Source organism: Sphaerisporangium sp. NPDC049003 (assembly GCF_043197795.1).
Taxonomy (GTDB): domain Bacteria; phylum Actinomycetota; class Actinomycetes; order Streptosporangiales; family Streptosporangiaceae; genus Sphaerisporangium.
The window spans coordinates 1-11576 of sequence record NZ_JBICTU010000001.1 but is presented as its reverse complement, the minus strand read 5'-3'; the positions used below and the strand labels follow the sequence as shown (position 1 = coordinate 11576).

General features: G+C 64.5%; 13 protein-coding genes and 1 tRNA gene. 11 read left to right on the top strand and 3 right to left on the bottom strand.

Going from position 1 to position 11576, the window contains the following annotated elements; genetic code table 11:
• Positions 1–7 precede the first annotated feature (7 nt).
• Positions 8–1003, top strand: coding sequence for a polyprenyl synthetase family protein (locus ACGFIV_RS00070; protein ID WP_358548434.1), 996 nt, complete (start codon positions 8–10; stop codon positions 1001–1003).
• 53 nt (positions 1004–1056) lie between these two features.
• Here ACGFIV_RS00070 and rarD read toward each other — a convergent pair whose 3' ends face one another.
• Complete coding sequence (gene rarD, locus ACGFIV_RS00065) at positions 1057–1974, bottom strand: EamA family transporter RarD (RefSeq protein WP_358548437.1); 918 nt, start codon at positions 1972–1974, stop codon at positions 1057–1059.
• Positions 1975–2113: 139 nt separating this feature from the next.
• Here rarD and msrA point away from each other — a divergent pair, with 139 nt between their 5' ends.
• The 9 genes from msrA (at position 2114) to ACGFIV_RS00020 (ending at position 10370) form a co-directional block, all read left to right on the top strand.
• Positions 2114–2803 carry a peptide-methionine (S)-S-oxide reductase MsrA gene (gene msrA, locus ACGFIV_RS00060; protein ID WP_392830522.1) on the top strand — a complete coding sequence of 230 codons (690 nt, stop codon included), beginning with the start codon at positions 2114–2116 and terminating at the stop codon, positions 2801–2803.
• Positions 2804–3077: 274 nt separating this feature from the next.
• On the top strand, positions 3078–3491 hold the full coding sequence (locus ACGFIV_RS00055) for a hypothetical protein (RefSeq protein ID WP_392830519.1): 414 nt from the start codon (positions 3078–3080) through the stop codon (positions 3489–3491).
• Positions 3492–3596: 105 nt separating this feature from the next.
• Positions 3597–3953 (top strand): type II toxin-antitoxin system RelE/ParE family toxin, encoded by a 357-nt coding sequence (locus ACGFIV_RS00050; protein WP_392830516.1) that lies wholly within the window; start codon positions 3597–3599, stop codon positions 3951–3953.
• Positions 3950–4249, top strand: coding sequence for a helix-turn-helix domain-containing protein (locus tag ACGFIV_RS00045; RefSeq protein WP_392830513.1), 300 nt, complete (start codon positions 3950–3952; stop codon positions 4247–4249). Before ACGFIV_RS00050 ends, ACGFIV_RS00045 begins: the two co-directional genes overlap by 4 nt.
• Before the next feature lie 405 nt (positions 4250–4654).
• Positions 4655–5839, top strand: coding sequence for a helix-turn-helix domain-containing protein (locus ACGFIV_RS00040; protein ID WP_392830510.1), 1185 nt, complete (start codon positions 4655–4657; stop codon positions 5837–5839).
• A gap of 165 nt (positions 5840–6004) precedes the next feature.
• The gene (locus tag ACGFIV_RS00035) at positions 6005–6172 is read left to right on the top strand and encodes a hypothetical protein (RefSeq protein WP_392830508.1); all 168 of its coding nucleotides are present in this window, start codon (positions 6005–6007) and stop codon (positions 6170–6172) included.
• Positions 6169–6498: a hypothetical protein gene (locus tag ACGFIV_RS00030; protein WP_392830505.1), complete on the top strand. Its 330-nt coding sequence runs from the start codon at positions 6169–6171 to the stop codon at positions 6496–6498. Before ACGFIV_RS00035 ends, ACGFIV_RS00030 begins: the two co-directional genes overlap by 4 nt.
• Positions 6499–7353: 855 nt before the next feature.
• Positions 7354–7782, top strand: a complete 429-nt coding sequence (locus ACGFIV_RS00025) for a DEAD/DEAH box helicase family protein (RefSeq protein ID WP_392830502.1) — start codon at positions 7354–7356, stop codon at positions 7780–7782.
• 17 nt (positions 7783–7799) lie between these two features.
• A complete protein-coding gene (locus ACGFIV_RS00020; RefSeq protein WP_392830499.1) occupies positions 7800–10370 on the top strand; it encodes a DEAD/DEAH box helicase in 2571 nt (856 codons plus the stop codon).
• Positions 10371–10465: 95 nt separating this feature from the next.
• Here the strand turns inward: ACGFIV_RS00020 and ACGFIV_RS00015 are convergent.
• Both ACGFIV_RS00015 and ACGFIV_RS00010 read right to left on the bottom strand, forming a co-directional pair.
• A tRNA-Arg gene (locus ACGFIV_RS00015) sits at positions 10466–10538 on the bottom strand.
• Between the two features lie 183 nt (positions 10539–10721).
• Positions 10722–10856 carry a hypothetical protein gene (locus ACGFIV_RS00010; protein WP_392830496.1) on the bottom strand — a complete coding sequence of 45 codons (135 nt, stop codon included), beginning with the start codon at positions 10854–10856 and terminating at the stop codon, positions 10722–10724.
• A 44-nt stretch (positions 10857–10900) separates the two neighbouring features.
• Between ACGFIV_RS00010 and ACGFIV_RS00005 the strand changes: the two genes are divergently transcribed.
• Positions 10901–11437, top strand: a complete 537-nt coding sequence (locus ACGFIV_RS00005; RefSeq protein ID WP_392830493.1) for an endonuclease NucS domain-containing protein — start codon at positions 10901–10903, stop codon at positions 11435–11437.
• The last annotated feature ends 139 nt before the right edge of the window (positions 11438–11576 follow it).

Sequence of the window (11576 nt, the reverse complement as noted above, 5' to 3'; positions counted from 1 at the left end):
ATGGTTCATGGCCGCGCCGCCCGTAGTCGACCTGCCTTTCATCGACGAAGGGCTGGCAGCGGATATCGCCAGTGGGCTCGACGCCGTCGAGAAGCTGCTCCGCACCTCGGCCGACAGCGAGGACGCCTTCGTCGCGGAGGCGTCCAAGCACCTCATCGAGGCCGGCGGCAAGCGCTTCCGGGCGATGATCGTGCTCCTCGCGTCGCACTTCGGTGACTCGACGGCCCCCGGCATCGTGCCGGGGGCCGTGGTGATCGAGCTCACCCACCTCGCCACGCTCTACCACGACGACGTCATGGACGAGGCCCGGGTGCGCCGGGGCTCCCCGTCGGCCAACGCCCGGTGGGACAACACGGTGGCCATCCTCACGGGCGACTACCTCTTCGCCCAGGCCTCCGAGATCCTCGCCGACCTCGGGCCTGAGCTGGTGCGCATCCAGGCGCAGACGTTCTCCCGGCTGGTCCGCGGCCAGATCCGCGAGACCATCGGCCCCCGGCCCGGTGTCGACGCCGTCACGCACTACATCGACGTGCTCGCCGACAAGACCGGCTCGCTGATCGCCACCTCCGGCCGGTTCGGAGGCATGCTCGCGGGGGCGTCCGCCGAGGTCGTCGAGCGCCTCACGAGTGCCTGCGAGGCCATCGGCGTGGCCTGGCAGCTCGGGGACGACCTGCTCGACGTCGCCTCGACCGCGGGTGAGAGCGGTAAGACGCCGGGCACCGACCTGCGCGAGGGCATCCGCACGCTGCCCGTTCTGTACGTGCTGCAGTCCTCGGCCCCGGAGGACGCCCGGCTGCGGCGGCTCCTCTCGGGTCCCGTCGCCGAGGAGGACGTCGCGGAGGCCGTCGTGCTGCTCCGGGGCAACGCGGCCATGGTCCGTGCCCGTGCCGAGCTGATGTCGTGGGTCGAACGGGCGCATGCCTCGCTCTCGGCGCTGCCCGACATCCCCGCCAGGGCGGCCCTGCTGGCCCTGTGCGACTACGTGGCCGACCGCTCCGGCTGACAGGGCGTTCTCGGGTTCGCACGCGGTCCGCCGGATACGTCCGGCGGCGTAGCTCAGACGGCTTCGAGGGCGGTGGCCCTGTTGGCCGCGCGCCGGACCGTGTGGGCGTTGTGCAGCCCTTCCCAGCTGAAGACGGCCAGGGCGAGCCAGATGATCGTGAAACCGGTCCACCGGCTGGGAGGCATGATCTCGTGGGCCACCAGCACACCGCAGAGGAACTGCAGGATGGGCGCGATGTACTGCAGAAGCCCGATGACCGTGAGCGGGACGCGGATCGCGGCGGCGGTGAAGAGCATGAGAGGGATCGCCGTGACCAGCCCGGCGCCCGCCAGCAGGGCGGCATGGCCGAGCCCGGCGTCGCCGAAGGTGGACGTCCCCTGCGCCTGCAGGAACACCAGGTACGCCGATGCGGGCAACAACAGGACGAGGGTCTCGACCGTCAGGCTCTCGGCCGCTCCCACGTTCGCGGACTTCTTGATCAGCCCGTACGTCCCGAAGCTGACCGCGAGCACGAGCGCGATCCACGGCGGCCGGCCGTAGTCCACGGCCAGGACCACGACGGCCAGGGCGCCGAGGCCCACGGCCACCCACTGCCACGGACGCAGCCGCTCCCGGAAGACCATCACACCGAACAACACACTCACCAGGGGGTTGATGAAGTACCCGAGTGAGCTCTCAACCACGTGGCCCGCGTTCACGGCGTAGATGTAGACGCCCCAGTTCACCGAGACCACCCCGGCGGCGAGGGCCAGCAGGAGAAGCTTCTTGGGCTGCCCGGCGAGCTCGCGGAACCAGGACCAGTGGCGCCGCACGGCGAGTACGGCGATGACCGCCACCAGCGACCAGACCATGCGATGGGCGAGGATCTCCACCGCCCCGGAAGGCTTGAGCAGAGGCCAGTAGAGGGGGAAGAGGCCCCACATGGCGTAGGCGGCTATGCCGTACAGGACACCACGGCGCGAATCAGGCATGTACGCCATTTTCGCTGCTGACAGCCTTTACCACAAATAAGTAGCTCTTTGTCCTCTCTTAAGCGTTGCTTACCTGAGGAACAATGAGGGCGGGCCGGTGGTTGGGCTAGTCTGCAAGGCTGTCTGACGGAGGTGCGCGATGGGCTGGATCTTCGGCAAGAACAAGACTTCGATGGTGACCGCGGAGGAGGCGCTCCCCGGACGTACGGCGACGATGCCCGTGCCCGAGCGGCACGCGGTGCTCGACGCCCCCCTCGCCGGGCCGTACCCCGAGGGGACCGAGATCGCCGAGTTCGGCCTCGGCTGTTTCTGGGGGGCCGAGCGCAAGTTCTGGCAGACCCCGGGCGTCGTCTCGACATCGGTCGGCTACCAGGGCGGTCACACCCCGAACCCGACATACGAGGAAGTGTGCACCGGGCTCACCGGCCACACCGAGGTCGTCCGCGTCGTCTTCGACCCCAGTCGCGTGTCGTACGAGGAACTGCTCAAGGTCTTCTGGGAGGCGCACGACCCCACGCAGGGCATGCGCCAGGGCAACGACGTCGGCACGCAGTACCGCTCGGCCATTTACACCCACGGCCCGGCCCAGGAGAAGTCCGCGCTCGCCTCCCGCGACGCCTACCAGCACGTCCTCACCAACGCCGGCTACGACCCCATCACCACAGAAATCACCCCCGCCCCGCAGTACTACTTCGCTGAGGATTATCACCAGCAATATCTGTACAAAGTGCCCAACGGCTACTGCGGCATCGGAGGCACCAACGTCAAGCTAGGTGACCCATCCGAGTGGGCCGCCTGTCAGACGGGCCTGGTCCCGACCGAGGAGTAGCGCCGACTTCACCGGTACGGCTCGCGCCCGGCTTCTGGGCTCGCCTCTGCCTTCCTGGTCGTGAGCCGTGTCTGCGCGGCTTCGCCGTTGCTTCTTCCTCGAGCCGGGATCTGATTCAGGGCGACCTTCGAAGGGCTGCTGCACGATTCATGACTGTTCTTCGCAGTGCGAGTCGTCTGACGGCTCGCTTGGGCCTGCTTACTGACAGGCGGTCGTGTGACGCTCCTTCTCTGGTTCACCAACTTCAGAACGTGTTCTGACTTACGATGGCAGGGTGAGTACCAGCAACGCCGACGCCGTCACCTTCTCGGACCTGTCGAGAAACCCCCGAGCCGTCGCCGAACGCGCCGCGCGCCTCGGTCGTGTACGCGTCACCCACCGCGATGCCCCGGATTTCTACCTGACCGCCGCCGATCGTGAGGATCAGCGTGGGCAGACGCTGGCTACGGCATCCCGTCTGTTCCTCGCACTCATCAAGCACGATCCGACCGCACGCGCGCTGGTCATCGCCATGCCCGAGGTCTTCCCCTGGGTTCGCCACCTCACCTCCGCCGAACTGCGTGCCTTCACCCTCGAACTGGTGGAGGCCCTCTCCGACGCGGCGGAACTGGATGTCGATGTCACCACACAGGAAGTCATCGCAGGATGGCGGGCGACCGCTCGGATCAAAGCCGACTCATCGTCATAAAGGTCAAGACCTTGAGCAGTGGGAGTTCGAGGTCACCAGCGGCGGGCGCGTCGGTCGGAGCACCTGGCGAGGCGTGACAAGCTGGTGGCTCATAGCATCAACGCTATGAGCTGGGGTACCGTGGAGCTGGAACCAGAGGTTCGCAAGTGGCTTGAAGACCTGCCTGCAGCATCTTTCGCGAGGGTGGCCTTCTATGTCGATCTGCTTGCGGAGGAGGGTCCTCTACTGGGGGAGCCCTACACCAAGCAGCTTGATGGCAAGTTACGCGAGCTGCGGTTCCACCTCGACGAGTTCGCCGTGCGCATCACTTATTGGATCGCGCCTGGTCGCCGGATCGTGCTCTTGACCGTGTTCCACAGGACGCGGGCACGCGATGATCGGGAGATCGAGCGGGCTCGGTGGGCCATGCGCCGCTGCATCGAGTTGGCGCACACCGTCGACGAGGAAGAAGAAGCGGTATGAGCGAGCAGGGAAGCTGGCGAGAGCTCAGGGATCGCCGAATGGCCGAGCCGGGGGCGGCCGAGGCCTATGAAGCCACGCGGATCGCCTACGAGCTGGGCAAGACGGTCCTAGCGATGCGCCAGGGGCGAGGCTGGAGCCAGAACGATCTGGCCCGCGAGGCCGGCATGACCCAATCGGCGGTGGCGCGGTTCGAAGCGGGCGGGACCATTCCCACCTTGCCGGTTCTGGAACGCCTTGCACGCGCGTTGGACGCGGATGTCGAGGTCCGCCTGACACCGAAGGCTCCAGCTGCTTGAGAAGCCTCTGAGGTCTTTCGAGACAATATCTTCTTACGCAGTGTCTCATCGGTCATCGCGGCCTCGGTGGTACCAACGTCAAGCTAAGTGACCCATCCGAGTGGGCCGCCTGCCAGACGGGCTTGGTCCCGACCGAGGAGTAGTTCGCAGGTCTCGCTGTACGGCTCGCGCTCAACTCCTGGGCGTGAGCCGTCCTGCTGTCCGGACCCCTCCAACCGATCAAGGCCGATCACTGCCGAACGAGTTGCTCAACGGCTCGTGTCGGTGCTCGACGAGTCCTGCCGCTATCGACAGTTGCCGGGTGTTAGGGGGCGGCATCAGGTGAACTTGGTACCGCAAGACCCCGACAAGAAGAAGGCCTCGCACTAGCCTGAGATTGTCGATGTCGCAGGAGGTGCAGGGGCTATGCCCGAAGCCAGCACGGTAGGTCGGCAGATCAAGTCGCTTCGTGAGGATCGCGGCCTCACCCAGGAAGAGCTGGCCGAGCGCGCCGGCCTCAGCCGTGACATCATCGCCAAGCTCGAACAGGGCCGCCGGCAGACCGCTCGGCTCACCACGCTGGTCCGGATCGCCAACGCCCTGGACGCGGAGCTGAGCGCCCTGATCGGCAAGCGGGACCGCATGGGCGCCGAGCGTGCCGGCGGCGGTGTCCTGGCACTCCGGGATGCCCTGCTCTCGCCGTCGTACCTACCTGACCTGGATGACGGACATGGCGGCGAGCCGACACGGCTGGATGACATCGCGGCCGCCGTGGACAGTGCCTGCGCGAGCTACTGGCGTGGCGACTTCCCGTGGCTCGTCGCTCACCTGCCTGGCCTGATCGCCGAAGCACGTCTCACACACTCCGCTGTGGGTGAGTCCGCCCTCTACCCGTTGGTGATGGCCTACGACCTGGCCGCCAGCCTCATGGTTCACCTCGGCCGTGACGACCTAGCCGCGATCGGTGCCGAGCGAGCCATCACCACCGCGCACGGCGGGAACGACGAGTTGCTGTGGGCGACGCTGCACGGTACCTACGCGTGGGTGCTGCTCCACCAGGGCCGCCTCGATGCCGCTGAACGCCTTGCTGTCTCCATGGCCGAGCGCGTCGAGCCCTCGTTCTCCGCGCCGGCCAACCGAGTGGCCGCCTGGGGCAACTTGCTGCTCACCGCGCTGGCTCCCGCGGCGGCCGCAGGTCGCGACGTCTCGGAGTACATTGCGCTGGCCGCGGCCGGCGCCGAACGCCTCGGCGGACAGGTCACCATCTATAACTCGGTGTTCGGCCCGGCGAAGGTCGGCATGGAGGCCACCCACGCATATACGGTGCTGGGCCGGCCAGAGCGCGCTCTCACCGAGTCGCGGCGTGTCCGGCGGGAAGACGTCAGCGGCATTTCCTATGGCCGGCATTTGCTCGACGTCGCACAGGCTCACGTGGACGTAAGACACCACGGCGCAGCGGTGCAGCGGCTCCAGGAGGCGCGTGCGTTGTCGCCGGTATGGTTCCGCCATCAGCGGGTCGCGCATGATCTGGTCATGGGGATCCGCGAAGTGGAGATGCGCCCGTCGCCGACCATCCGCTCCCTTATGGGATCTCTCCACATCGAGATGTAGGACACCGCGTCCTCATCGTCAGCGAAGCGATCGGGCCATCTGGACAGCCTGTCCCTGGTGGGAGACATGCTGTGATCTCACTATCGGTACATGGAATGTCACCGAACGAATGCGGCAGGACATGGACTCTCGGACGCTCCCACAGCTCCGTCCCCTGGCTGGCGGATGTGGCAGTCGGACGCCGGCCGATGGTGGGCCACCCGCGAACGCCCATACGACGAAGCCGCAGAGAAAGCCGGAGCGTGGCGCACGGTCGACGCCGACGACGAGCTTACGCTCGCCAGGGCGATCGCCGAGCAGGAGAGCATCGCCGACCTGGCGGCCACCTCATGACCGACCATGAGCCCACCGTCCTGCAGCGTGTAGCCGAGCTGGTGGCACAGCAGCTCACCGTGCTCGGGCAAACCTACCCGGCATGGCAGATCCGGCGCATCATGTGGCCGGACGGCACCCCCGGCGGGTGGTGGGCCACCCGGTACGCCGCACTCACCCCCGCCCAGCGCGCGGCCGGACTGATCCCTTCGATCGCCCGCCGCGACGCGATCGGGCTCATGATGGAACTCGCCGTCCAGGACGAGATCGCCCACCAGAACCGCTACGCGGTGGGCGACTCCGGGCCCGCTTCCCAGCCGAGCGCCTCGACAGACTCGGCTTCGTGACCGCGCCTCCCCAGCAGCTCAGCGGCCGATGCCTGCACTGCCTGGCCGAGATCTACCGCATTCCACGTGGCGCGTGGCGCGCTGTACAACAACACAGCAACAACTCGGGCCCTCTGCTTCGCACTCACTGCCCCTCCCAACCGCTCCTGCGCGGGGAACACCGCCTTCACGTCCCCCAACCGCAGTGGTCCCATGGACTCCCGCCTGGACAATCGCCGGGCGGGTCGTCGAGCCGATTGGCGCTTGCGCCCTGGCCGAGCTGAGCTCCGGGCGCTCGCCCCGCTGGGCAGGATGGGGGTGGTGCTGTCCGATGGAATCCGGCTGGGCGGGTGTCAATCACCGATCGGCCACTCCGATATGGGAACAGTGAGCCGTCGAGCATGCGCCCTCGGACTCGACGATCCCCGGCTGAATGGTCCGACGCGGGATATGCCGATGGGCCACCATGCACGTGAACCCTGGGCCTACGGATTAAAAGTCGTCCGAGAACCGTCCGTCGATGTCCACGCAAGCTGTGCGCGCCTGCTCAGAGCACCATTCTTCTTGATCGGCTTCCGTCCGCGTTCACCAACGTCCAAGCACGGTGTTAGCAAGAGTGTTAGCAAGATCTCTGGCTTTCGACTAGTGCACGCCGTCGGGTCCGTAGACAAGGCGGGCATCTCGTTAGCGACGTCGTCACCTTGCTCTATATGCGACAAAAAGCCCATATGGGAATCAAAGGGTCTCCTGCTGGCATTCGGAGATCCCCCGAGCCCGTCGAGGAAACGATCTTCATGGTAAGGCTTGGGCTGTTGGTAAAGTTGTCACGGCATGTTTTTAATTAGCTTCTTGAGTCATCAGTTCATGTGAGGCGTTATGGGATTGGGTGTCCCTGGTCGGCGGTCCAAGCAGTGTGACATCGGCGGCAACGTCGCCTGGCGCCTCGTGGCTTCGGATGGGGCCGACGAAGACGTAGATCACGGCCAGGTCCTTGCCTCCTTCGATGAAGCCTTCCGGTTCCGCCAGGAGGATCCGGAACGGGGCGTGGTCGGCCTGCGGGAGCCCCAGCTTGGAGCTGTATACGCGGTGCTGGGGCATTGGGCGTCAAGACGGTCTCAGCCTGCAACGGTCGTCATGCCCACAGGGACGGGTAAGACCGAGACCATGGTGGCCCTGCTGGTGGCCGGGCGAGTCGAGCGTCTTCTGGTGATCGTTCCTTCCGACGCCTTGCGGGATCAGATCGCAATCAAGTTCGAGCGGCTTGGGCTGCTGAAAGGCCTCGGCGTGGTCGCCGGGTCAGCCTAAGGCCGATCGTCGGACGGGTGAAACGGGGCATGCAGGATCCTGCCCTGGCTCGCGAGTTCGCGTCGCATTGCAACGTGATCGTGGCGACGCCATCTGCTTTGCAGCACTTTTCCCCAGAGGCGAGAGATGTCCTGATCGAGGCTTGCACTCATCTGTTCATTGACGAGGCGCATCATGTAGCTGCGCAGACGTGGCGCGAGATTCGTGATCAATTCAGTGGAAAGCGGATTGTTCAGTTCACGGCAACCCCGTTTCGCAGTGACGGCGCTGACCTCGGCGGCCGATTCGTGTTCAGCTTCTCCCTGAAGGACGCACATCAGCAGCGGTACTTCTCGAAGATCAAATATGCTCCTGTGATCAATCTGTACGAGCCTGACCATGCCATCGCGGAACGGGCCATCGAATTGCTTCGCGAAGATTTGGCCGCCGGCTATGATCACCTGCTTATGGCCCGGGTCAACCGGATCGGGCGCGCCGAGGAAGTCCTGCCGCTCTACCAGAAGCTCGCGCCCGACCTGAACCCGGTCATTCTGCATAGCAAAGGCCGTAAAACAGATCTCAGAGCCGCGCTAGACGCGCTGAACACCAGGGCCAGCAAGATCGTGGTGTGCGTCGACATGCTCGGTGAGGGCTTCGACCTGCCTGCGCTCAAGGTCGCCGCGATCCACGACCAGCACAAGAGCCTCGGCATCACCTTGCAGTTCATCGGCCGGTTCGCTCGCGTGGCAGGTGATGCGATCGGAGCGGCGACCGTCATCGTCAACCGCACCGAGCCCCAGTTCGACGAGAACTTGAAGAAGCTGTACGCCGAGGACGCCGACTGGAACGACGTCATCGAGATCCTCTCCGCACACGCAGTCGGAGAACAGGAAGAACTCAGCGAGTTCGAGGAAGCCTTCTCCAGCCTGCCCGACGAGGTCTCACTCCGGAACGTCGCACCGCGGATGAGCACCGTTGCATACCGCACCAGTACTCTGCGCTGGAAGCCCGAGGTACTTGCCCCCTTCTTCGGCGACCGACTCCTCACCTACCCAGTTGCGATCAACGAACGAGACCGGGTCGCCTGGCTCGTAGTACGCGAGCGAACGCCTGTCGCCTGGGGCACGGTGAAGAGGCTGGAGGACATCACTCACGATCTCTACATCGTGTACTGGGACAGTACACACGGACTGCTCTATATCAACAGCTCCAACACCGAGAGCGTTCACAAAGAACTCGCCGAGGCGATCGGCGGCCACGACGCCACCATCATCAAAGGGTCGGCCGTTTATCGGATCATGGCGAAGATCCGGCGATGTGTACCGACCAACGTCGGGACCCTCGATGCCCGAAACCGCAGCCGCCGCTTCCAGCTTGCGGTTGGTGCCGATGTCTTGCTCGACTACCCCGAGGCGGAAAGGCGCAACAAGACCCAGACCAACATATTCGTCAGCGGCTACGAGGGCGGAGAACGCGTCAACGTGGGCGCTTCTCTCAAAGGGCGCGTCTGGAACTATGGCGCGGCCCCCACACTCAAAAGCTGGGTCGACTGGTGCGACGACGTCGGCGCGAAACTCACCGACGAGACCGTCGATCCTTCAGATGTCCTCAAGGGATTTATCATCCCCACCGAGGTCACCGACCGTCCTGAGCTCGTGCCGCTGGCCCTGGAATGGTCAACCAAATTCTTCTTCGACACGACCGAAGCCGTTGAAATCAGGCGCGGAAACTTCAGCTATCCATTGATCGACGCCGACCTCGCCATCACCACCTTCACCCGCGAAGGCCCAATCGGCTTCAGCCTGCAAACACCACACTGGAGCGCCGACTACCAGATCACCATCACCGGCGGCCGCGCCAGCTTCACCTGCGACGGGCCCGAACCCATGGTCGTTACGAGCCGCAAAGCCCAGCCGTTCAGCGAATACATCGATCAGCACGGCATACGGGTCATCTTCGAGGACGAAGCGATCCTCGAACCGGACATGCTCCTCATCCGCCCGACAGGAACCGTGGCACCCTTCAGCCCCGAACGGCTCCAGATCATCGACTGGACCGGCATCGACCTGAGAAAGGAATCTCAGGGTATCGAGCGTGACCCCACCTCCATTCAAGCTCGGGCCATCCAGCACCTTCTTAGCGTGGCCGACTGGGATCTCGTCATCGACGATGACGGCCCAAACGAAGTCGCCGACATCGTCGCCGCTCGTATCGAGGGCAAACAACTCCACGTGAACCTCGTCCACTGTAAATACGCCCATGCCGGCGTTCCCGGCGCCCGTATCGACGACCTGTACGAGGTGTGCGGACAGGTCCACAAATCCACCAAGTGGAGGCACCGCCCGACTCGGCTCTTCGAAAACCTGATCCGCCGTGAAGGCCACCGCCGAACCGGCGGCAAGTCGGGACTGATGAAGGGCACCGACCAGACGCTCTATGAACTCGCCCAGCGTGCCCCGCTCCTTCAACCGAAGTTCACCATCACCATCGTCCAACCAGGCGTCTCCAAGGCACGCGTATCCGAAGATCAGCTTCACCTGCTGGCCTGCGCCGAGATGTACGCGATGGACACCGCCAACAGTGTCCTCCAAGTGATCGTTAATTCCTAGATGTCAGCGCAAGCTCATAACCCGGATGCGAGCCGCCACCGCCCTTGGCAACGATCAAGGAATGCCTGGGTGGGGGACGTAATAATTAGTCAAGAGTGCCCCGGCAGGATTCGAACCTGCAGCACCCGCTTTAGGAGAGCGGCGGCCGTACGGCTGGCTCATGGGGTGCAGGCTGCGCGAACACCTCGGGCAGCCTGCACTGCTTACAAGATCATCCCGTGCATGTCCCACAGCCGCTGAGGTCGGACACCACGTCATCCGGCTGCAAGCCGACCGCGGTGACGGCGGCGCCAGCAGGACAGGGGACGCCTCCGCTGGACTCCTTCCACGCCACGCTCTCGGAGGGACCCGTTACTCAAGAGCGACCGGGAACGGGTCCTGCCGCTCCTCCGGTGGGCTGCTGAGGCAATCCAACAGCACGTGAGGGCACATTGTGGAGGAGGAATAAGCGGCCAGCAACAACAAAGGCATCAGATTGTCGGTCATGGTCTCTATGATGGATGTCTCAGCGATCAGCGAGGAGGCGCTGCATGACCACTACCGCCCACGAGAACCGCATACGGGAGTTTCTGGCGCAGCGTCTGCATCTCCTGGAGTCAGGGCTGCGCTGTGTCGATGAAGAGTACGTCCTGACAAACCCTGAGGGCACCGGAGGCCGTATCGATATCCTCGCTCGCGACCAGCACCAGATGTGGGTGGTTATTGAGCTAAAACGGGCGAACAAGACCGCCCGCGAGGCCACACAGGAGATCGCAAAGTATGCTGAGCTGCTACGCCGTGAGAAGCGACTCCCTGCCGACCGTATCCGAGTGATCGTGGTTGCCCTGGAGCCACAGTGGAAAGAGCTCCTGGCCCCGATCAGTAATCTCGCCCGTGACTGGCATCATGATCTTCGCGGGTACAGTCTGCGGATTGACGGTGATGGTGTGCCGCTCGATGCACGGCTGATTAATCTTCTTCCGGAACCGCTCGATCAAAAGCTTACGTCGGTTCACTTCATGTACCTATTCAACCAGCGTGATGGACGAGATCGATGCTGGGAGCAGGTCAGGGCCCCGGCGAGTTGAGGTTTTGATGGGGTTCGTTCATAAACATACGGCTACGCAGGTAAGGAAATGCCAAGCCGCCACAGATGGAAAGGCACGGTTCCCGAAGATCAGAGGTATCTGAGGCCACCTGATCTGAAGAGGAAACCGTGCCTGTCGT